Raw genomic sequence first — 21,892 nt, 5'->3', positions numbered from 1 at the left:
CACTGACGGCGCGGCCGGATCGTGCGGCGCCCCCGCGCCCGCACGATCCGGCGTGCCGCCCCCTCCAGCGGACGCTGCTCAGCGGTGGACCAGGAAGTCGCGCGCGGCGCGCCGTCCGCCGATCCACGCCCTGAGCGTCGGCCCCCAGACGAGCTGCGCGAGCCGTACGGCGAGCACGCCGAGGACGGCCACCTCGGCGGTCAGCAGCAGCCGCTCCACCAGGCCGATCATGACGCCGTGGCCGGGCAGCGCGACGTACGTGATGGCCGCCAGGCCGAGACCGGAGGCGAGCGTCAGCCACTCCAGCGGCCGGGCGACGGCCTTCCACCGCTCGTCCTGTCCCAGGCGGCCCACCAGCTGGATGGCGGCGGCGGGCACGCTCACGAAGGCCGCCACCGACAGGGCGCCGTGAACGTCCCCCTGCCAGACCGTGCCGGACGGGATCACGGCCGCACCGACGAGCGAGACGCTCCACAGGCCGATCAGGCGGGCGGGCCAGCCGTGCACCGGCGCGTCGAGCGCGCGCATCCCGGCCAGCAGCGCGAGCGAGGCCAGGCCGAGGACGGCCATGGCCGTCTCGATGGCGCCGCCCCCGTCGCGGGCGGCGTACTGGCTGATCGTCATGGAGACGGGGTCCAAGGAGGAGTCCCCGGCCACCTGCGCCGCCACCACGGTGACGACCGCGAACAGGATGCCGCCACAGGCGAGCAGGGGATAGATCCTCTTGACCATATGGTCAGGATCCCGCGCACGGCCCGTTCCCGACATCCGGGACAACGCGTAGATGCCCCCGAGAAAGGGTCAGGGTCGTCTCAGGGTGGGGCCCAGACCTGCGGCCCGGGCCCCACCTCGGACGGCTACTGCTGCGCGGCCTCGTGGTAGCGCTCGCGCAGGTCAGGCGTCAGATCGGCCTCGTAGGACTCGGTGTCGCCCGTGTCCCAATGCGGGGGTTCCGGCTGCCCCGACAGCAGCCAGGCGGCCTGCTTGGCCGCGCCGTCCGCGACGTACTCCCCGGGGGTGGGGACGAGCACCGGACGCCCGAAGACGGTCGGGGCGATGCGGCGCACCGCCTCCGACCGCGCACCGCCGCCGATGAGCAGCACCCGCTGCGGTTCGAGACCGAGGGCGTCGAGCGCGTCGGCGAGCCCGCAGAGCATGCCCTCCACCGCCGCCCGGGCCAGGTGCTCCGGCGTGGAGTTGCCCAGCCGCAGGCCGTGCAGCGAACCGGTGGCGTCGGGCAGGTTCGGCGTGCGCTCCCCCTCCAGGTAGGGCACGAGCACCAGCCCGTCCGCGCCCGCCGGGGCCCGCAGCGCCAGGTCGCTCAGCTCCTGGACCGTGACCCGGAGCATCCGGGCCGCCGCGTCCAGCACCCGTGCCGCGTTCAGCGTGCAGACCAGCGGAAGGTAGCGCCCGGTGGCGTCGGCGAACCCGGCGACCGCCCCTGACGGGTCGGCGGACGGCCCCTCGGCGACGGCGAACGCCGTCCCGGAGGTGCCGATCGACACGACCACGTCACCGGGCCGCATGCCGACGCCGAGCGCCGCCGCCATGTTGTCGCCCGTGCCCGGCGCGAGCAGCGCGCCGCCCTGCTCGGCCGTGCCCGCCTGCTCGGCGGGACCGAGCACACGGGGCAGCTCCGGCACCCTGCCCATGGCCAGTTCGAGCAGGTCGGTGCGGTATTCACCGGTCGCCGGCGACCAATAACCGGTGCCGGAGGCGTCGCCCCGGTCGGTCGTGATCGTGCCGGGCCGCCCGGCGAGCCGCCAGGTGAGCCAGTCGTGCGGCAGGCACACCGACCGTGTGCGGGCGGCGTTGTCCGGCTCGTTGCGGGCGAGCCAGCGGAGCTTCGTCACGGTGAAGGAGGCCACCGGGACGCTGCCGACGGCCTCCGCCCACGCCTTGGGGCCGCCCAGCTCGGCGACCAGGTCGGCCGCCGCTCCGGCCGAGCGGGTGTCGTTCCACAGCAGCGCGGGCCGGACCACCTCGCCGTCCTCGTCGAGGCAGACCATCCCGTGCTGCTGGGCCCCCACGCTCACCGCCGCGACGTCCGCGAGCCCTCCCGCCTGCTCGATCGCGCTCTGCAGCGCGGACCACCAGTGCTCGGGATGGACCTCGGTGCCGTCGGGGTGGGAGGCGCGGCCCTCGCGCACGAGGGCCCCGCTCTCCGCGTCCCGGATGACGACCTTGCAGCTCTGGGTCGACGAGTCGACCCCCGCGACCAGCGTCACAGTCGTCCCTCCGCTCTCGTCGTACCGGTCAGCCGCGCACGCCGAGGAGGTGCTCCAGCGCGAGCTGGTTGAGCCGGGTGAAGTGGAAGCCGCGGGCCGCCACCTCGTCCACGTCGATCGACTCGGCGAGGATGTCGTCGTAGGTCTCGCCCTCGGCCAGGGTCGGCTGGGCCAGCTCGGTGAGCTTGCTGGCGGCCAGCGCCTCCTGCACCTCGGGGTCGGCGCGGAAGGCCTTCGACTTCTCCTTGAGGATGAGGTAGGTCCGCATGTTGGCGGCGGCCGACTCCCAGACGTCGTTCTTGTCCTCGGTGCGCAGCGGCTTGTAGTCGAAGTGGCGCGGGCCGTCGTAGCCGCCGTTCTCCAGCAGGTCGACGAGGAAGAACGCGTTCTTCACGTCGCCGTGGCCGAAGATGAGGTCCTGGTCGTACTTCGGGCCGTGCTGGCCGTTGAGGTCGAGGTGGAAAAGCTTGCCGTGCCACAGCGCCTGGGCGATGCCGTGCACGAAGTTCATCCCGGCCATCTGCTCGTGGCCGACCTCGGGGTTGAGGCCCACCATCTCGGGGTGCTCCAGCGAGTTGATGAACGCCAGGGCGTGGCCGATCGTCGGCAGCAGGATGTCGCCGCGCGGCTCGTTCGGCTTGGGCTCGACGGCGAACCGGATGTCGTAGCCCTTGTCGATCACGTACTGGCACAGGAGGTCGAAGCCCTCCTTGTAGCGGTCGAGCGCGACCCGCACGTCCTTGGCGGCCTCGGACTCGGCGCCCTCACGGCCGCCCCAGCACACGTACGTCTTCGCGCCCAGCTCGGCGGCGAGGTCGATGTTGCGCATGACCTTGCGCAGGGCGTAGCGCCGGACGTCGCGGTCGTTGCTGGTGAACCCGCCGTCCTTGAAGATCGGATGGGTGAAGAGGTTGGTCGTGGCCATCGGCACCTTCATGCCGGTCTCGCTGAGCGCCTTCTTGAAGCTCTCGATGGCCTTGGTCCGGTCCGGCTCCACCGCGAGGAGGTCGTCGTCGTGGAAGGTCACACCGTACGCGCCGAGCTCGGCAAGGCGGTGGACGCTCTCGACCGGGTCCAGCGGGGCCCGGGTGGCGTCGCCGAACGGGTCGCGCGCCTGCCAGCCGACGGTCCACAGCCCGAACGTGAAGCGGTCCTCGGGAGTGGGGGTGTACATGGGTCGCCTCCGAATTAGTCTATGTTGTGGACTAAATATCGGACGTGAGGAGCCGCAGGGTCAAGGGGGTGTGTCCGGGTTATCAACCTCCGGCAGTGGAAGATGTGATGGCACAGCCCGTCGGGCGTGCGGCGGGAGTCGCGTGGAGGGGTGCGATGACGCGGGCGGGAACGGCGTGAGGCGGGCCGCACGTGTGCAGGAGCGCGAGCGCAGCCGGCGGTACGAGCACGAGCACGAGAGCTACGGACGGCACGGGCGCGAGAGCCGCGACCGTGATGAGGTGGCGTGGAGGGTGCGATGACGCAGGCCCTGCGGCATGACGCGATGCGCGCCCGCAACCTGGCGCTCGTCCTCGCCGCGGTCGGCGCCCGGGAGTCGGTGACCCGGGCCGCCCTCGCCGAGATGACCGGCCTGACCAAGACCACCGTGTCGAAGCTCGTCGGCGACCTCATCGAAGGCGGGCTCGTGGTGGAGACCGGCGCCGTCCGGGACGGCGAGCGCGGCAGGCCCGGCGTCGAGATCCGGATCAGCGGTCAGCACGTCGCCGCGCTCGGTCTGGAGGTGAACGTCGACTATCTCGCGGTGTGCGTGGTCGATCTCGCCCGGACGGTACGGCTGCGTCGTACACAGGCTGTGGACAACCGGGCCGCACCCCCTGTGGATGTGATCGCGCGACTTGGGGATTTGGCCTCCGCGGTTGTGGATGAAGCTGTGGAGAACGGCCTGCGGGTGGTCGGCGGCGTGCTGGCCGTACCCGGCCCTGTGGACATGACCAGCGGCGTCGTCCACAACGCGCCGAACCTGGGCTGGCGCGACGTGCCGCTGGCGTCGCTCCTGCGGTTCCCCTTCCCCGTACGTGTGGAGAACGAGGCCAACCTGGCCGCGCTCGGCGAGCTGTGGTTCGGGTCGGGGCTGCCGGACTTCCTGCATGTGTCGGGAGAGATCGGCATCGGTGCGGGCCTCGTGGTCCGCGGCCGGCTCTTCCGTGGCGCGCACGGCTTCGCCGGGGAGCTCGGACATGTCGTCGTCTCCCCCGACGGCCCGCCGTGCCGCTGCGGCGGGCGGGGCTGCCTCGAACAGTACGCGGGCCAGGACGCCCTTCTGACCGCCGCCCGCGCCGCCGCCTCGGTCCGGCCCGCCCCCGTGCCCCCGGCTGCGGCGCCCGGGAACCCGCCGGGCGGGATGCCGCCGCGCGAGGATGCCGGCAAAGCAGGAGAGACGGACAAATCGCGAGAGACGGGCACATCGGGGAAGACGGGCGCGTCGTGGGAGACACGCACGTCGGAGGAGACGGGCACGTCGGGGGAGCCGCGCGAACCGTCGTCTTCACCCGAGATGCTCCTGCCCGCTCAGCAGGGCGTGGCGTGGGTGCTGTCCCGGCTCCAGGAAGGCGACGCGGACGCGCGTGCCGCCTGCGAGCGGGCGGCCTGGGCGCTCGGCGTGGCTCTGTCGTCGGCGGTCAACCTCGTGGACCCCGACGCGATCGTCCTCGGCGGCATCTACGCGCCGCTCTTCCCCTGGATCGGCCACATGGTCGCCGACACGCTGAAGGACCGGCTCGGCCAGATGCGCGGCGCCGTGCCGCCCGTGGTCGTGTCACGGCTCGGCGCAGAGGCCGCCGCCCTCGGCGCGGCCGGCCAGGTGATCGAGCAGGTCATGGCCGACCCCGCCGCGCTCCTGCACACCTGACCGCGAGCACCCCGGCCGGGCACCGTGGACCGGGGCGCCAAGAAGCCGTAAGGACCTGTGCCGATCTTGCCCAGCACAGGTCACGGACCCGCGCCGGCCGGGTATGAGGCCGCCGATCCACGGAACCCGGACGGCCGGCGCTCTTCGCCGGCCGTCCAGCAGGAAGGCGTTATAGCGATATGTCCCGCTACTGGACGCGGCCCCCCGTCGACGCCGTAGTCCTCACGGCCCGGCGGCTGGCCATGGCCGCACTCATGATCCCGGCGGCGGGAATCTGCGCCGCACAGCCCGCGACGGCGCATCTCGCCTCACCGCCGGCAGCGACGCATGGCCCCCGACCGTCCGCAGCAGTGCGTGCCACCCCGCCGCCCGTACACGAGGAGCCCACGGCCGGCCGCGTCCGCAGAACCGGTGGAGGCGGACGTCAGATGATCGCAGGAGGGCGCGCGAACGCCGTCCAGGGCAGGTCCGCCTCGGGCCGGTTCAACCAGAGCCTCAACGGATCCGTCTCCCCCGCCTTCGTGATGGGGCGGTCGCAGGGACCGATCACCAAGACACACTCGCTCAAACTGCAGGCCGCGTTCTGCGGATCGCAGCCCACCGCCTGCACCATGGAGCAGAGCATGCCGGTCCGCGAGATGGACTGACACCTCGCCGTCCGCTCCGCGCCACCCGTGGGCATTGCGCGCCGACAGCGGCGACCGGCAGCACGCCGGTCAGGCGAGTGCCGGCCTCGGGCGGTGGAGGCTCACAGCGTCAACCATGGCGGTCCCTGAGCCCGACGCCTCGGCACGCGTTCGCGATGCCGCAGGCGGCGGCTCACAAGCCCGAGGGGTCGCGGCCGAGGGTGATCTCCTCGGCGATGCGCCGCAGTTCGTCGTCGGCCAATCGGGGAGTGTCGGGCAGGCAGGCGGCCAGCGCCGAGATCACCTGGTGGTACGGCGCGCCGGCATGACGGACCGCGACCTCGTGCACCGCCCGGAACAGGACCAGGTTGTCCTCGTGCTCCCGCGTCGCCCTGTCCACGATCATGTCGTCCCCCTCCGCCGGCCTCTCGCCGGCACCGATCTCCGGACCGCTCCCGGGCAGCGCCCCCGGCGCTGCCCGGTGGCAACCGTACGACCTGGCACCGACAGTTTCCGGGAAACCCACCGAGGTACAATTACTTGAGCGTTCAAGTTTTCGGGAGGGCGTCATGCCGGTCCAGCGACTCAACCACGCCGTGCTGTACGTGCGGGACGTCTCCCGCAGCGTGGCCTTCTACCAGGAGGCCCTCGGCTTCCGCGTCGTCCAGTCGTTCCCCGGGGCGGCCTTCCTGCAGGCCGAGGGCTCCTCGAACGACCACGACCTCGGGCTGTTCCAGATCGGGGCGCAGGCGGGGCCGTCGGCCGCCGGGCGCGCGACGGTCGGCCTCTATCACCTCGCCTGGGAGGTCGACACGCTCGCCGAGCTGCACCGGATCGCGACCAGGCTGACGGAGATGAACGCCCTGGTCGGCGCGTCCGACCACTCCACCACCAAGGCCCTCTACGCGAAGGATCCGGACGGGCTGGAGTTCGAGGTGTCCTGGCTGGTGCCCGCCGACCTGATCACCCAGGAGGTCCTCGACGGACGCGCCCAGATCAGGCCGCTCGACCTCGCGAAGGAGCTGGAGCGCTACGGCGCGCAGACGCGCGGCGGGGTCGGCGTCAGCGTCTGATCCGGCACTCGTGCGCACCCGTGGGCGGCCCGCTGTCCACGGCCGCCCGCCACGACCGCCCTCGCCCACCGACCGGACACTTCACCTCCGACCGGACACTTCACCCTCCGACCGGACACTTCGCCGGCCGATGCTGTTCGCTGGCCGACCGGTTCGCGCCATTTAGCGCAAACATCCTTCTCTGCGGCCCCGGAAGCTCATAGCATGATCACGATCTGAACCGGCACGGCGAGGAACAGGACGGATCATGGCCGACAACGACCAGCACCCGGGCGACGACCCTGCCGGACGCGCCCAGGCGTTCGCCAGGATCGACACGAGCAAGCCGAGCATCGCCCGTGTCTACGACTTCTTCCTCGGCGGCAAGGACAACTACGCCATCGACCGGCAGGTGGGCGAGGCCACGCTGCGGATCGCCCCGGACGCCCCCGCGGCGGGCCGGTCGAACCGCGCCTTCCTCCGGCGCGTCGTACACCATCTGGCCGCCGAGGCGGGCATCCGGCAGTTCCTCGACATCGGCTCGGGCCTGCCCACGCAGGGCAACGTGCACGAAGTGGCCCAGAAGGTCGCCCCGGAGGCTCGCGTCGTCTACGTCGACAACGACCCCATCGTGCTCCTGCACGGCAGGGCGCTGCTCGCGACCAACGGGAGCACCACGGTCGTCGAGGCCGACATCCGCGACCCGGAGTCGATCCTGGGGCACCCCGGGGTCCGCGCGCTCATCGACTTCGACCAGCCGGTGGCCCTGCTGCTGTTCGCGATCCTGCATCACGTCAACGACCACGAGGACCCCCAGGGGATCGCCGCGCGCTTCCGCGAGGCCCTGCCCTCGGGCAGCTATCTGGCGCTGTCCCACTTCCACAACCCGGGGCCGAGCATGCCCGATGTGTCGGCGCAGGCGACCACGGCCGAAAAGCTGTTCAACGAGAACCTGGGCACGGGCCGGTGGCGCACCCGCGAGGAGATCTTGGCCTACTTCGGCGACCTGCCGCTCCTCGAACCCGGCCTGGTGCCGCTCCCGGAGTGGCGGCCGGACCCGGGTGAGGTCTTCGAGCCCGGCATCACCTATCACACGTTCGTCGGCGGCGTCGCGCACAAAGCCTGAAACGTACGGCCGGGAGCGCGTCGCCGCAGGCAGCGGGCCATTCGGCGACGGAACCGCTCTCGGCCGTACGGCGCGGCCGTACGGCGGCCGGGTTGACACCGGTGAGCGGCGACGGTGATGCTCGGAGGTGGCTGCCCCTCTACATGGAAGGCGGCACCGACATGATGATCGTCAATGGGTCGCTCGAATCGGCCCAGAGCAAGAGAACTCTGCTCTATCTCGACGAGCAACTGGTCGTACGCTCCTCCGAAGACGGCGGCGTACGGCTGATCGGACAGATCGACCTCACCAACGGCGACGCGATGGCCGACGCCCTGCACCGGCAGTGGGCGAGCCCGGGCACGGGAACCGTGGACGTCGCCGAGCTCCAGTTCATCGACCTCTCCGGCCTGCGCGCCCTGGCCCTGCTGTCCGACTCTCCCCTAGGCCGGCCGATCCGGCTCGACAACGTCAAGCCGAGCCTGCGCAAGCTGCTCACCCTGCTCGACTGGCCCGCGTTCACCATCGGGTGACTCCGCGGCCCGGCGCGCCCCCTCGGCGCGCCGATCAGTTTCCCTCACTCCCACCTCATCCGGATTTTCCCCTCACGCCCGTATTCCCGCGTTTCTCGCATTCCCGCGTTTCTCGGGCTCCGGATGGAGGAAAAGTATCCGAGGACGGTCGCACACGACCGTTATGACCGCCGCCTGAGCCTTCGTATGGGTTCAGGCGGAATCCATTCGTGAGTTCCCCCCGACTCTCGCGAGGAGGGGGATGAGGTGTTTCCGGGCACTCCGGCAGCCCGCCACCGATGTCTGCGGCCGTCCGCCGACGTGGCACAGCCGCAGCCGCGCGCTCGCGCCGCGGTGACGAGGCGACCTGGCCCCCACCGGCTGACCCTCCGGTGCGGCCGCCCGTTCCTTCCCGGACCCGGCGTCCGGGCTCCCATCTGCTGGAGAGCCGAATGTTCCTGAACCAGGCGCTCACGACGTCCCTGACCCTGTTGCGCGGCGTGCTGCCCGAGCCGTTCCGGGAGCTGCTTCCCTGCCCGCGCGACATGCACGTCTGCCCCGGCGGGGTGCGCATCGACCTGCGCGGGATCGGCCGGCCGGGCTCCGAGGACGCGGCGAGTCATCTGGAGGAGCGGCTCGAGGCCCTCCCCTGCGTCGAGCGGGCGGAGGTCAACGGCCGCATCTCCGCCGTCTTCGTCGCCTGCGACCCGGACCGGGTCGACCACGACAAGCTGCTGACCCTCGTCACGGAGCTGGACGAGCAGGAGGAGCACGCCCACGAGAGCCCCGTCCAGCTCGTCGAGGAGCACCTGCGGGCGACCGTACGGCTGACGGCCGGCATCGCCGGAATCGGGCTGATCTTCCTGGGAAGGGCCATCCGGGCCCCGCAGCTCCCAGTGGCCGTGCCCGCGTTGCTGCAACTGGTCAACGCCACGCCCGCGATCCGCGAACAGCTCGACCGCAGGCTGGGGCATGGTCCCACCGACGCCCTGTTCAACACCGCCAACCTCGTCACCCAGACCCTCACGCTCCGTCCCACCGCGCTGTTCGTGCAGGCCGTCGCCAACGTGGGCCGCTATGTCGAGACCAGAGCCAGCCGGCACGCGTGGGAGAGGCTGGAGGAGCGGCTCGCCACGCGTCCGGGCGCCTACCACCACATCAGGGCCGAGACCCGGCAGCGGCCGACCCACCTGCCGCACGGGCCGATCGAGCGCTACGCCGACGTGGTCGCCCCGATCAGCGCCGCCGCGTACGCGCTGACGCGGGCGCTCATGCGGGGCGAACGGGCCGTGTCGATCCTCGTCGCCGGCACTCCACGGGTCGCCGACCTCAGCCGCGACGCGTTCGCGGGCGCGGTCACCCGCGCGCTCGGCAAGCACGACACGGTCGTCTTCGACGCCGACTGCCTGCGCAAGATGGACCGCGTCGACACCGTCATCCTGCACGCCGACGCGCTGACGACCGGCTCGTGGACGATCGACCGGGTCGAGCCGCTGCGTGAGGGGGAGGACACCGGCGAGCTGTACTCCCGGCTCTACTCGCTCATCGACTTCTCCGACCCCGGCCACACGGCGACCGTGGAGGACTGGTCGGTCCGTCCGCTGCCCGACCCCGATCTCCTGCTCTCGGACGCCGACCTCTGGCGGTCACGCGGACTGCGGGCGGTGGAGGTGTCGAGGGACGGCTCACGGGTCGCCGTCGCCGGTCTCGCCCCGGAGATCGACGCCCTGGCCGTGCCCGTCGTCAGCGCCGCCAAGGCGGCCGGCACGGTCATGCTCGCGGGCGGCGACGAGGGCCTCGCCCAGCGCCTCGGGATCGTCCGTACGCTGCCCGGAGGCCCCGAGCTCGCCGGGCACGTGCACGACCTGCAGGCGGCGGGCCACTGCGTGGCCGTCGTGTCGAAGAACGCCTGGCACGCGCTCGCCCAGGCCGACATCGGCGTCGGTGTGGTCGATCCTGCTGCCGAGGAACCCGGCCACGTGGTGCCGTGGGACGCCGACATCGCCGGCGAGCTGAACGGCGTCCACCTGTTCCTGCGCTGCCTGCCCCGGGCGCGCGGCAACAGCGCGAACGCCGTACGGCTCGGCGCGGCCGGCGCGTGCGTCGGCACCCTGCTGGCCGTCGCGGGCCCGGCCGCCACCGCCCTGCGCCGGGCGCAGCTCGCCAGCGCCGCCGTCTCGCTGGGCGCCATCGTGCTCGGCGAGTGGGACGGGCAGAACGCCGGCCGCGTCTCCACCCCGGCCCGCGCCGACAGCACACCATGGCACGCCATGTCGGCGCGTGAGGTGCTCGCGCGGCTCCGTTCCTCGTCGGAGGGCATCGGCGAGCAGGAGGCGGGCAGGCGCCGCGCGCAGGCCGTGCCCGAGGAGGCGGAGGGGCCGCACTCGCTGGCCCGGGCCACGCTGGAGGAGCTCGCCAACCCGCTCACGCCCGCCCTCGCGACCGGCGCGGGCATCTCGGCCCTCGTCGGCTCGGTGCTCGACGCCGTGCTGATCAGCGGGGTCATGGTCATCAACGCGTTCCTCGGCGGCGTGCAGCGGTTCAAGGCCGACCGGGCGCTGCTGAGCCTGACCGAGTCGACCGAGGTCCTCGTACGGCTGCGCCGCCCCGGCGGCGTCGTCGAGACGACGAAGGCCGACCTCGCGCCCGGCGACGTCATCGAGCTGCGGGCAGGGGACGCCGTGCCCGCGGACGCCCGCGTCATCAAGGCCGTCGGGCTGGAGGTGGACGAGTCGACGCTCACCGGCGAGTCGCAGCTCGTCACGAAGACGGCCGCGCCGACCGTGGCGGCGGCCGTCGCCGACCGCAGCTCGATGGTCTACCAGGGAACCTCGATCGCGGCGGGCAGCGGCCGGGCGGTGGTCGTCGCGACCGGCGACATGACCGAGTCGGGGCGCAGCGCCAGGCTCGCGGGCGAGCCGAGCCCGCCGACCGGCGTCGAGCTGCGCCTTCGGGACCTGAGCCGGCGCATCCTGCCGCTGTCGATCGCCTCGGGTGTGGTGCTGCTCCTCACCGACCTCCTGCGCGGACGGCCGCTGGCCGCGGCGCTCACGCCCGCCGTCAGCCTGACGGTCGCCGCCGTGCCCGAGGGGCTGCCGTTCGTCGCCACGGTGGCGGAGCTGGCCGCCGCACGGCGGCTGTCCAGGCGCGCCGCCCTGGTGCGCAACCCGTCCACCATCGAGGCCCTGGGCCGGGTCAACGTGCTGTGCTTCGACAAGACCGGCACGCTGACCGAGGGCCGCATCAGCCTGCGGCACCTGTCGAACGGGTGGTCGGGCCGTCCGCTGGAGGAGGCGGACGCGTGGCTGCGGCGCGTCCTCGCCGCGGCCGTCCGGGCCAGCCCCAAGTCCGGCGGGGGACGGGTGATCGCCCACCCGACCGACCGCGCGGTGCTCGAAGGCGCCCACCGGCTCGGCGTCACGCCGGCCGAAGGGTTCGAGAGCTGGGAGCGCGTGGACGAGCTGCCGTTCGAACCGGGCCGGGGCTACCACGCCGTGCTCGGCCGCACCGAGCATGGGCACCTGCTCAGTGTGAAGGGCGCGCCCGAGATCGTGCTCACCCACTGCACCACCGTGCACCGCGACACCGGGGCGGTGCCCTGCGACGAGACCGTGCGCGCGGAGCTGGTGCACGAGGTGGAGCGGCTGGCCCGGCAGGGCTACCGGGTGCTCGCCGTCGCGCAGCGGCCCGCCTCCGACCGGAGCGACCTCGACGAGTCGCGCATCGACGAGCTGTGCTTCCTCGGGTTCCTCGGCCTGGCCGACCCGGTCAGGTCCACGGCCGCGGAGAGCGTCGGGCGCCTCATGCGGGCCGGAGTGCGGATCGTCATGGTCACCGGCGACCACCCCAGCACCGCCGAGGCCATCGCGGTCGAGCTGAACGCGCTGAACGGCCGGCGCGTCATGACCGGTCCCGAGCTGGACGAGCTCGACGACGAGACGCTGACCAAGGTGCTGCCCCAGGTGGCGGTCTTCGCCCGCACCACCCCCGCGCACAAGGCCAGGATCGTCACGTGCCTGCGCCGGGCCGGTGAGGTCGTCGCCGTCACCGGTGACGGCGCCAACGACGCGCCCGCCATCCGTACGGCCGACGTCGGGATCGCCCTCGGCTCCCGCGCGACGCCCGCCGCGCGGTCCGCCGCCGACCTCGTCGTCACCGACGACCGCATCGAGACGATCGTGGACGCCATCGTCGAGGGCAGGGCGATGTGGACCTCGGTGCGCGACTCGCTGAGCATCCTCCTCGGCGGCAACATCGGCGAGATCGCGTTCACCGTGGGGTCCAACCTGCTGGCCGGCGGGAGCGCGCTCAACGCCCGGCAGCTCCTGCTGGTGAACCTGCTCACCGACATGGTGCCGGCCATGGCGGTCGCCGTACGGCCGCCCGCGTCGACCGATCCGGACGAGCTGCTGGCCGAGGGCCCCGAGGCGTCGCTGGGCGCGTCGCTGACCCGCGACATCTACCTGCGGGCGGCGGTCACGACGGCGGCGGCGACGGTCGCGTGGATCCTCGGACGCATGACGGGCACCCGCGGGCGCGCGAACACGATCGGCCTGGTCGCCCTCGTGTCCGCGCAGCTCCTGCAGACGCTCGCGGGGGGCGGCCGGGACAGGATCGTCGTGCTCGCGTCGCTGTCGTCGCTGGCCGTCCTGTGGTTCATCGTCACGGTGCCGGGGGTCAGCGCCGTCTTCGGCTGCCGGCCGCTCGGCCCGGTGGGCTGGGTCATCGGGCTGGGCAGCGCGACCGCTGCCACACTGGCCGGAATGCTCGTGCAGCGCCCGGTCAGGGAGGCGGCGACCCGCGCCGAGGCCGAACGCCGCAGGGCCGCCGCCCACCTGCCCGCACCGGCAGCGTGATCGGTCAGCACGTGATCGGTCAGCACGTGATCGGTCAGCACGTGATCGGTCAGCACGTGATCGGTCAGCACGTGATCGGTCAGCGCGTGATCGGTCAGCGGCCGCGGTGTATGCCCTTGCCGCCGTGGCGGTGCTTCTTCTTCCCCCCACCGCGGACGGCCGTACGGTGCTGGGCCTTCTTCGGCTTGTGCGCACGCTGCTTGGTGTGGGCGCGCGGCTTGTTCGCCACGTGGAACGTCTTGAAGCCGAAGTCGGGCAGCGTGATCGGCTGGGAGGGATCATCCGAAATCGGGACGACGTACACGTCGTGCCGCACACCGTCCTTGCCCTTCGTGTGATAGACGGCCTGCTTCGGCTCCATGGCCTGACTCGTGACGGGCCTCGTGACGGGCCTCGTGACCGGCATGGTGACGGGCCTCGTGACGGGCCTCGTGACGGGCAGCGCGGCGGGTGCGGTGCCGGCCATCCCCAGGCCGTCGGGGCCGGAGGGGCCGTACTCGCTGGTGTAGCGGGGGTCGTAGACCGCCGTGTCGAGCGGCGCCGAGATCGTGGTCGCGACCGGGATCGCGTCGTCCCCGGAAGCTCCCCCGGGCGGCGCTGGGTCCGCGAACGCGACCGGTCCGGCGATCAGGGTTGCGGCGAGGGCGGCGGCGGCCGAGCTGATGATCATGAGTCTCCCCCGAGGTGACGGATCGTACGAGAAAGACCGTAGGCAGCACGTCACCGCCGATCGCGCGCCCCGCGCTCAGTGTCGGGTCAAAGCTCAGAATCTCTTGACAGCCGGTCCCGGTGATCGACTCAGGGGAGCGGGCTCAGATGGACGACCTTGGTATGGGTCATCTCGTCGAGCAGCTCGGGGCCGTACCCGAACCCGTGCCCGCTGGCGCGCACCGGCTGGGCCGCGCCGCCGGGCGCTCCGCCGAAGACGGCGTTGATCTTCACCGTGCCCACCGGCAGCTCGCGCCAGGCCCGCTGGGCGTTGGCCATCGACGGGGTGAGGACGGTGGCCGCCAGGCCATACCGCGACTCGCGGGCCAGCTCGAGCGCCTCGTCGAACGACGACACCACCCGCACCGCCGCGACCGGGCCGAACGTCTCCTCGCGTATGACGTCCATGTTCTCCGTGCAGTCGGCCAGGACGGTCGGCGGATAGAACGCCCCCGGCCCCTCGGGCACATATCCCCCGGTCAGCAGCCGCGCCCCCGCCTCGATCGCGCCGCGTACGTGCCGGTCGACGACGTCGCGCTGCGCCCGGTCGACGAGCGGGCCGAGCGTCGTCTCCTCGTTCATGCCAGGCCCCATGCGCAGCTCCTCGGCCCGCTGCACGAGCGCGGCGAGGAACTCCTCGGCGACGTCGCGGTGGACGTAGACCCGCTCGACGGAGGTGCAGATCTGCCCGGCGTTGGCGAAGCAGCCGGTCGCCGCCTGTCCCGCCGCCCACTTCACGTCCACGCCCGCGTCCACGATCAGCGGATCCTTGCCGCCGTTCTCCAGCAGGGTCCTCGCGCCGGTGCGCGCGGCGACGGCGGCGATGGCCCGGCCCGCGGCGGTCGAGCCGACGTGCGCGACGAGGTCGATACCCGGGTGCGCGGCCAGGGTCTCGCCCGGATGCCGGTCGCCCGGCACCATCGTCAGCACGCCCGGCGGCAGCTCCGCCGCCATCAGCTCCGCGAGCAGCGCCCCCGTGTGCGGTGTGCGCTCCGACGGCTTGTGCACCACCGCGTTGCCGGTCACCACGGCCGCTCCGACGAGCCCGCAGGCGATGGCCACCGGGTCGTTCCACGGTGTGATCACCGCGACCACGCCGAGCGGCTCGTGGACCATGAGATCGGTGGCGTCCCAGCCGCCCTGCAGGCTCCGTCCCCGGTGCAGCGGCCCCAGCTCGGCATACTGCCGGAGCGTGCCGATCGCCGCCGCCACACCGCCGCGGCTGTCGCCGATCGGCTTGCCCATCTCCCTGGTCACCAGCGCGGCCAGCTCGTCCGCGCGGGCCTCGATCCGGCCGGCCATCCGGTGCAGGCACGCCGCCCTGTCGGCGGGAGCCGTACGGGCCCATGCGGGCTGGGCGCGGCGAGCCGAGTGGACCGCCCGCTCCACGTCCTCGGCGCACCCGGCGGGGAAGTCGCCCACCGGCTCTCCGGTCGCCGGGTCGGCGACCGTACGGTCACGTTCGCTCGCGCTCGCCGTCCACGCGCCGTCGGTCAGCACCCAGCGGTCCCTGTCCCGCACCCCGGTTCTCCCCCCGCTGCTCGCTCCACCCGTGCTCGCCTACCCGTGCTCGCCTCTACCCGTGCTCGCCTACCCCCGGGTCCGTACGGTTATCACCAGGCTTCCTAGACTTCCCGTATGCGACGGCTGAGCAGCACGGTGGTCGTGGTGGTGGGTGACCGGGCGGCCGAGGTGATCGCGGGGCTCGACGGCCTGCACAACGTGCGGGCGATTCTGCGCGGGGAACGGACGCCCGCCGAGATGACCGACGTGGTGACGCGCGCGAGCGCGACGTACGTACTGCACGACGCCGATCCGCTGGCCGACGTCGGTGAGGCGTGGACCGGCTTCTTCGACGGTACGACGCCGGTGGGCGGCCTGGAGGTGGCCATCGAGGCGGCGGCCGGGGCGCTGCGTGCCTACCGGCTGGTGCTCCCCGACTACTACATCGTCCTCGACCCCGACAGCCTCACGCCCACGTGGCGGCACTGGTGGCTCGGCGTGCTCGCCGGGGCCGCGCCGACCCGGGTGGTGCCGAGCCCCGCCTCGGCCGGCGCCGTCAAGGAGACGCTGCGCGGGCTGTCCGCGGGCCGCTGGTGGCCCGCCGACGTGGAAGGGTGGCTGCGCGGCCTGCCCCGCCAGGTGCCCGACCGAGTCGGCCTCCCCGGCACCACCACCTGAGCCGCACCACCTCATGAGCAGCGCAACCTCATGAGCAGCGCAACCTCATGAGCAGCGCAACCTCATGAGCAGCGCAACCTCATGAGCAGCGCAACCTCATGAGCAGCGCAACCTCATGAGCAGCGCAACCTCATGAGCAGCGCAACCTCATGAGCCGCGCCACCTTATGGACACAGGGGCGACCCGTCACTGGACGCGGCGCAGCCGACCTCAAAGCACGGTGAATCAGCCTCAGAGCACGGTGAAGTCGGGCCTCAGAGCGCGGTGAAGTCGGCGAAGTCGAAGCCGGGTGACACGACGCAGCTCACCAGCACGCCCTCGTCTCCCGCCGGGCGGGCCGCCTGCCAGGTGCCCGCCGGCACCACCGCCTGCGGGACCTGCCCGTTCTCCACGTCCGGCCCCAGGACGATCACGTCCTCCCGGCCGGGCCGCTCGCCCGCACCGCCGAGCACGAGCGTCAACGGCCCGCCCCGGTGCCATAACCACACCTCGTCGGACCGTACGGCGTGCCAGACCGACTCCTCGCCCGGCTCCAACAGGAAATAGATTCCCGTCGCCGTCGCCCGCGTGCCGCCGTACCCGGGAGGCTCGACGGAGGCGGCCGTCCGCCACGTCTCGCGATACCACCCGCCCTCGGGGTGCGGCAGCAGGCCGAGAGCCTCGGCGATCGGGGGACGCGTCTGGATCGCCACGAACGCGCCGGTGACGTCACGCCGCAGGAAGCGGAGGGGCGCGTCCCGGTCGTCCTCGTCCACCGCCACGACGGGATCCGTCCCGGAGAAGGCCTCGGCGGCGATCCGCAGCGCCTCCTCGTCGTCGCGGGCGGAGAGTCCGGGCCCGCCGGGACAGGCGTCCAGCGTCATCAGCAGCACGCGGCCGATCGTACGGCAGAGCGGCCCGGCAAATCCGACCGGGACCACCCATATCGGTGTTACTTGATCGTTACAGAATCGGCCGCACAAAACCACCGTTTCGCACGTTCCAACTCAGTGCAATTCGCTGTGAACACCCCCTATGAGGAGTAGACCGTGAATACCCTCCGGCGGGCGGCCCACGTAACACTCAGCGTTGCCGCCATCGCCGTCGCTACGGCCTGCTCGGCGGGAGGCACAACCGCTCCCGCCGCATCAGTCACTGGTGCGGCCGGTACGACCACTCAGGCCCCGGCCACTCAGGCCCAGGGCGTCGAGGCGGCGGCACTCGCCCCGCGCGCGGCGTCCAAGACGGCACGCAAGACAGGAAAGCCGAAGCTCGGCATCGCCGACATCACGCCCATGGGCGAGAAGGTCGAGCGGGTCGGCGTCGGTTTCCCGATCATCGTCACCTTCGACCGCGCCGTACGAAACAAGGCGGCCGCGGAAGCGGTGCTGCAGGTCCAGGCCCAAAAGCCCGTCGAGGGCGCATGGCGCTGGGTCTCCGACCGCAAGGTCATCTATCGCACCAAGACCTACTGGAAGCCGCACCAGAAGGTCCTGTTCACCGCCAGGCTGAGCCAGATCCCCGGCAACGAGGCCGCCAAGGACGTCTCGCGCCGCTTCGCCGTCGGCACCGCCAACATCTCGGTGGTCGACACCAAGAGGCACGTGATGAAGGTGCGCCGCGACGGGAAGCTCGCCAAGACCATCCCCATCAGCGCGGGCCGCGGCGGCCTTAAGCGCAACGGCGTCGACGTCTACCTCACGACCACCGGCGTGCACCTCGCGATGGGCAAGAAGCGGGTCGAAACGATGACCTCGTCCTGGCTCGGCGTCACCGACCCCAAGGACCCGCTCTACTACAAGCTGGAGATCCCCTGGGCGGTCCGGATCTCCGACAGCGGCGAGTACGTCCACCAGAGCGCGGGCGACTACCAGTTCCTGGGCAAGTCGAACCAGAGCCACGGCTGCGTGCGCGCCACCCCCGCTGGAGCCCAGTGGTTCTACGGCATCAGCCAGCGCGGTGACGTCATCACGGTCACCGGCACCAAGCGCAAGCTCGACTGGCGCAACGGCTGGAGCTACTGGCAGCTGAGCTGGAACCAGTGGAAGCGCGGCAGCGCACTGCCCGCCGGCTCGGCCTCGGCGTCAGCGTCCGCTTCGCCCTCCGCGTCCCCGACCCCCGACCAGGACGCCCCGCAGGGACAGGACGCCCTCCAGGGATAGGACGCCCTTCAGGGAAGGCCCACCACCCCGCAGGGCGCTTTCCCCAGCACCGCGCGGTGCGCCCTTCCGCGCTCCGCGCGGTGCCCATTCCCTTTGCCCCGCACGGGCGCTCCCTTCCGCGCTCCGGGCGGTGCCCCGTCCATGGTCCGTACTACCCCCCCGCGGTGCCCCTTCCCTTGCTCCGCGCGGCGCTCCCCGCCCTCGGTCCGTACTACCCCCGCGATGTCCTTTCGCTTGGCTCCGCGCGGCGCTCCCGCCCTCGGTCCGCACGACCTGGGCAGGGCGCCGCCTGCTTCCGGCACCAGGCGGGGCTCGGCTTCGCCGTCCACCCCACGGGGCTTCACAGTGCCGCCCAGCGGCTCAGATCTGCGGTCAAGGCGTCGTGACCCCGGACGCCATGCTGCGGTGCCACGCGACGCCGTGTTCCACAGTGGTCCGCCAGGCTCGAGGGAGCGGAGCGGACGGGAGCGATGACCGAACTCCGGCGCGCGTGAAGCATTGCAGCACGCTGCGAAGCCCTACGGCGCACGGCGAAGCCCTGCGCCGCGCTGCGAAGCTTCGTGCACAGTGTGAGAACCGTCGGCGCACGGTGAGGCCCAGCGGCGCACTGTGAAGGACTGTGAGCCCAGTGGCCAGCGCACCGGCGACTCTTTCCTCACGCCTCCCGTCGATCCCCGTGTTGCCCCTCGACCCTCGGCTCGGGTGGTCACGCGCGCAGCCGGCGGGGCCTGTCCGCGCGCCGCCCGGATTTGCCCGTGCGTGCGCCCGGGCCTGCCCTGCGCATCGCTCACCCCCGTGCCTTCGGCCTTACTCGTGTAGTCGTCGGGCTCGTCCGAGGCGGTGGTAGGTGAAGGCCCAGCGGTCTTCGCCGACTTTGCGGCGGGTGTAGCGGTCGGGGTGCTGGTAGCGGTCGCGGTTGTGGAACTGGCAGGCCGGGCCCAGCAGCTTCAGATCCGTGAGGCCGCCGGTGCTCCAGTTGTCGGCGTGGTCGATCTGGCACATGGTCGCCGGGAGCGGGCAGCCGTCGACCCAGCAGGTGGCGTACCGGGCGAAGATGGCCCGCCGCTGGGCAGGAGTCGCCAGGCGGACTTTGCGGCCCATGTCGAGGACCTGCCCGTCGGCGTTCATGACGATCCGCACCAGAGTCGAGGTGCGGGCGAGGCGGTGCACGCTGGAGACGGGCAGCACTTGCCCCGTCGCCAGCAACAACCCCGGCGGCACCATCCCCAGCGGCCCTCCCAGCGAGGCACCCAGTGCCGACCCCAGCGACGCTCCGGGCATCGTGCCCGCCGACGCACCTGGCGCTGCTCCGGGTGACGCCCCGGGAGCTGATCCCGGTGACGCACCCCGCGATGCCCCCTGTGCCGCTCCTTGCGATGCTGCTTGCGCCGTCCCCGGCGTCCCACGCCCGGCTCCCGGTGCCGTTCCCGATGCCCATCCGGGTGGTGTCTCCCGCTCCGGTCCGGACCCGCCGGGCGTCGCTCCCGACGGTCCCGATGTCCCCGGCACCTGCGTCGCACGCGAGCAGCGCACCTCGCCACTGCACCGCCACGCGCCCTGGCCGTCGCACCGGCACGTGCCCTGGCCACGCCGGCAGTCCCCCGCAGGCCCAGGCCCGGCGTGGGTGTGACGTGCGGAGGCGTCCTCGGGAGGAGGATCCGTCCACACCGCCTCCGAAGGCGCTGCCTCCGAAGGCGTTGTGTGCGATGGAGCAGCCTCCGAGCACGCTGCCTGTGATAGCCGCGCGTCCGAAGCCGTCGCGCCCAAAACCGTCGCACCCGAAACCGTCGCGCCCGAAGGGGCTGTGTCCGAAGGGGCTGTGTCCGAAGGGGCTGTGTGCCAATGCTCGCCACCGTCGGCAGGCCATGCGGAGCCGCCCCGCGTGGCGTGCGGTGCTCCAGACTGAGTCGCGGCACGGTCGCCGTCTCCGCCCTTAGCGGGCGCACTCTCGTCGCTCTCAGCGGAGCCGGTGCGCATGGTGTCGTCGCTCTCGATGGAGGCAGCGTTAGCTCCATCACGCTGCTCGCACTCGCCGGGCCGCCGCTCACAGGCCTCGCGCTCACCGACCCCGCAGCCGAGAGATTCCTCATCACGAAGTCCGGTCGCGGCGTCGCCGGAGCCAGAGGCGGAGTCGGTGGCAGAGGCGGAGTCGGTGGCAGAGGCGGTGGCGTACTTGGTGGCGGGGCCGGGTTCGGCTTCGCGCACGTCACCGAGGCCGGTCTCTGCGGTAGCGCAAGCGTCGTCGGCGCTTTCGGCGTCGCTGTCGCAGTCGCCGGTGGCAACGGCCTGGCTCGGGGCCTCGGAGCATCCGGCAGGGTCGGGGACGTAGTCGCTGGGGGCGCTGTCGCCGAGGTCCACGAAGTGGTCGCTGACGTCGTCATCGGCGGCAGGGTCAGCAGGGTCTTCGGTGGCCGGGTCGGCCTGGCTCGGCTCGTCAGTGCATCCGGCAGGGTCGGGGACGTAGTCGCTGGGGGCGCTGTCGCCGAGGTCTGCGAAGTGGTCGCTGACGTCGTCGTCGGCGGCAGGGTCGGCGGGGTCTTGGGTGGCCGGGTCGGCGGTGGGGTCGGTGGTTTCGGGGTCGGTGGGGAGGGATTCGGCGCTGACCACGACGAGGAGCTCGGCGGCGATCTTCTGCTCCAGCAGGGCGATCAGCGCGTCCGCCTGACGTACCGTCAGCGGGCGGTCATCCCCCTGCGCCCTCAGCTTGGCGTACGCCTGCAACAACGCCATCAACCGGGCACCGGCCTCACGCGGCAGATAGAACTCCCCTTCCACGCCGCCGCCCTTGCCCGGGCGGACCCGCAGGAACCGCCGCCCATAGTCGGCTTGCTCGCCGCGTTCTTCCCCATCGGGGTCGAGCACCGCCCGCAGGTGGCGGCCGGCCTTGGCGACCTCCGCCGCCCCGGCCTTGCCCGCCAGGTCCACCAGGATCGGCTCCGCCAGCGCGGCCTGCTCGTCGGTCAGTCCGGCGACGGCGGCGCAGATGGCCTCCACCACCCCGGCCGCCAACTCCCCTGTGGCGAACTTCTCCCGCACCACCGGCAGGCGGGGCAACTCCGCGCCCAGGGTGAGCAGGCGGCCCGCGCCGCCCACCGTCATCCCCCCACTCGTGCGCAACCAGCACCGGGTGGAGGCATGCCCATGCTGCCTGGCCTGACCCGCACGATGCACCCGCCCCACCCGATCGGCCAGCGCGCTGGTGATCCGATCCCGGGCGAACAGCAACTCCTCCGCCTCGGCCAGGCACACATCCACGTCATCGGGAAGCGGCGTCAGCGCCAGCTCTTGGGCCACCTCACGAACCGACCCCACCACCACCCACGACGACCGCACACGACCCCGACCACGACCACGACCACGATCACGCCCACCCACACCGCCGGAAGCACCCGCACCCGCACCCGGGCCGGCCGCGCCAGAACCATCCGCGCCAGCAGCGTCCGGGCCAGTGGTACCTGCGCCGTCGGCAGCTCCACGCTCGGCATCTGCGCCAGCGCCGTTCGTGCCACCGACATTCTCACCGGCGGATGCCGCACTGTCGGCAGCCCCGCACGCGGCACCAGAGCCAGCGCCATACGCGCCAGCGGCAGCCGCACCAGCACAAGCCCCACGGGCGGCAC

General features: G+C 72.4%; 17 protein-coding genes. 8 read left to right on the top strand and 9 right to left on the bottom strand.

Features of this window, described 5'->3' with window-relative positions:
- Nucleotides 1-78: 78 nt before the first annotated feature.
- The 3 genes from OHB01_RS11950 to xylA all read right to left on the bottom strand — a co-directional run bounded on the left by OHB01_RS11950 (nucleotide 79) and on the right by xylA (nucleotide 3,402).
- The gene (locus OHB01_RS11950) at nucleotides 79-732 is read right to left on the bottom strand and encodes a DUF998 domain-containing protein (protein ID WP_142649002.1); all 654 of its coding nucleotides are present in this window, start codon (nucleotides 730-732) and stop codon (nucleotides 79-81) included.
- 125 nt (nucleotides 733-857) lie between these two features.
- Nucleotides 858-2,228: a xylulokinase gene (gene xylB / locus OHB01_RS11945; protein WP_142649001.1), complete on the bottom strand. Its 1,371-nt coding sequence runs from the start codon at nucleotides 2,226-2,228 to the stop codon at nucleotides 858-860.
- A gap of 28 nt (nucleotides 2,229-2,256) precedes the next feature.
- Nucleotides 2,257-3,402, bottom strand: coding sequence for a xylose isomerase (gene xylA, locus OHB01_RS11940; RefSeq protein ID WP_142649000.1), 1,146 nt, complete (start codon nucleotides 3,400-3,402; stop codon nucleotides 2,257-2,259).
- A gap of 297 nt (nucleotides 3,403-3,699) precedes the next feature.
- Here xylA and OHB01_RS11935 point away from each other — a divergent pair, with 297 nt between their 5' ends.
- Nucleotides 3,700-5,091 (top strand): ROK family transcriptional regulator, encoded by a 1,392-nt coding sequence (locus tag OHB01_RS11935; RefSeq protein WP_328855344.1) that lies wholly within the window; start codon nucleotides 3,700-3,702, stop codon nucleotides 5,089-5,091.
- 428 nt (nucleotides 5,092-5,519) lie between these two features.
- Complete coding sequence (locus OHB01_RS11930; RefSeq protein ID WP_142648999.1) at nucleotides 5,520-5,738, top strand: hypothetical protein; 219 nt, start codon at nucleotides 5,520-5,522, stop codon at nucleotides 5,736-5,738.
- Between the two features lie 172 nt (nucleotides 5,739-5,910).
- Here the strand turns inward: OHB01_RS11930 and OHB01_RS11925 are convergent, their stop codons facing one another.
- Nucleotides 5,911-6,123, bottom strand: coding sequence for a hypothetical protein (locus tag OHB01_RS11925; RefSeq protein WP_147942883.1), 213 nt, complete (start codon nucleotides 6,121-6,123; stop codon nucleotides 5,911-5,913).
- 163 nt (nucleotides 6,124-6,286) lie between these two features.
- Here OHB01_RS11925 and OHB01_RS11920 point away from each other — a divergent pair, with 163 nt between their 5' ends.
- From OHB01_RS11920 to OHB01_RS11905, 4 genes are all read left to right on the top strand, one after another.
- Complete coding sequence (locus OHB01_RS11920; RefSeq protein WP_142648997.1) at nucleotides 6,287-6,790, top strand: VOC family protein; 504 nt, start codon at nucleotides 6,287-6,289, stop codon at nucleotides 6,788-6,790.
- A 247-nt stretch (nucleotides 6,791-7,037) separates the two neighbouring features.
- Nucleotides 7,038-7,895, top strand: coding sequence for an SAM-dependent methyltransferase (locus tag OHB01_RS11915; RefSeq protein WP_142648996.1), 858 nt, complete (start codon nucleotides 7,038-7,040; stop codon nucleotides 7,893-7,895).
- A 161-nt stretch (nucleotides 7,896-8,056) separates the two neighbouring features.
- Nucleotides 8,057-8,407 (top strand): STAS domain-containing protein, encoded by a 351-nt coding sequence (locus OHB01_RS11910; protein WP_187280584.1) that lies wholly within the window; start codon nucleotides 8,057-8,059, stop codon nucleotides 8,405-8,407.
- Between the two features lie 431 nt (nucleotides 8,408-8,838).
- On the top strand, nucleotides 8,839-13,242 hold the full coding sequence (locus OHB01_RS11905; protein ID WP_328855343.1) for an HAD-IC family P-type ATPase: 4,404 nt from the start codon (nucleotides 8,839-8,841) through the stop codon (nucleotides 13,240-13,242).
- Nucleotides 13,243-13,336: 94 nt separating this feature from the next.
- Here the strand turns inward: OHB01_RS11905 and OHB01_RS11900 are convergent, their stop codons facing one another.
- Both OHB01_RS11900 and OHB01_RS11895 read right to left on the bottom strand, forming a co-directional pair.
- Nucleotides 13,337-13,912 carry a hypothetical protein gene (locus OHB01_RS11900; RefSeq protein ID WP_168066110.1) on the bottom strand — a complete coding sequence of 192 codons (576 nt, stop codon included), beginning with the start codon at nucleotides 13,910-13,912 and terminating at the stop codon, nucleotides 13,337-13,339.
- Nucleotides 13,913-14,040: 128 nt separating this feature from the next.
- Complete coding sequence (locus OHB01_RS11895; protein WP_221889946.1) at nucleotides 14,041-15,471, bottom strand: aldehyde dehydrogenase family protein; 1,431 nt, start codon at nucleotides 15,469-15,471, stop codon at nucleotides 14,041-14,043.
- Between the two features lie 117 nt (nucleotides 15,472-15,588).
- On the opposite strand from OHB01_RS11895, the gene OHB01_RS11890 reads away from it, so the two are divergent.
- A complete protein-coding gene (locus OHB01_RS11890) occupies nucleotides 15,589-16,131 on the top strand; it encodes a hypothetical protein (protein ID WP_147942879.1) in 543 nt (180 codons plus the stop codon).
- A gap of 254 nt (nucleotides 16,132-16,385) precedes the next feature.
- Here OHB01_RS11890 and OHB01_RS11885 read toward each other — a convergent pair whose 3' ends face one another.
- Entirely contained in the window at nucleotides 16,386-16,994 is a 609-nt protein-coding gene (locus tag OHB01_RS11885; protein ID WP_142649085.1) for a cupin domain-containing protein, read from the bottom strand.
- Nucleotides 16,995-17,159: 165 nt separating this feature from the next.
- Between OHB01_RS11885 and OHB01_RS11880 the strand changes: the two genes are divergently transcribed.
- On the top strand, nucleotides 17,160-18,272 hold the full coding sequence (locus tag OHB01_RS11880) for a L,D-transpeptidase (protein ID WP_142648991.1): 1,113 nt from the start codon (nucleotides 17,160-17,162) through the stop codon (nucleotides 18,270-18,272).
- An 807-nt stretch (nucleotides 18,273-19,079) separates the two neighbouring features.
- Here the strand turns inward: OHB01_RS11880 and OHB01_RS11875 are convergent.
- Nucleotides 19,080-21,566 carry a DUF222 domain-containing protein gene (locus OHB01_RS11875; protein WP_328855342.1) on the bottom strand — a complete coding sequence of 829 codons (2,487 nt, stop codon included), beginning with the start codon at nucleotides 21,564-21,566 and terminating at the stop codon, nucleotides 19,080-19,082.
- The gene (locus tag OHB01_RS11870; RefSeq protein WP_328855341.1) at nucleotides 21,545-21,883 is read right to left on the bottom strand and encodes a hypothetical protein; all 339 of its coding nucleotides are present in this window, start codon (nucleotides 21,881-21,883) and stop codon (nucleotides 21,545-21,547) included. The genes OHB01_RS11875 and OHB01_RS11870 overlap by 22 nt, the downstream gene beginning before the upstream one ends.
- Nucleotides 21,884-21,892: the final 9 nt, after the last annotated feature.

The sequence above is a fragment of the Microbispora hainanensis genome (assembly GCF_036186745.1).
GTDB lineage: Bacteria > Actinomycetota > Actinomycetes > Streptosporangiales > Streptosporangiaceae > Microbispora.
This window is presented reverse-complemented; position numbering and strand designations above follow the sequence as displayed.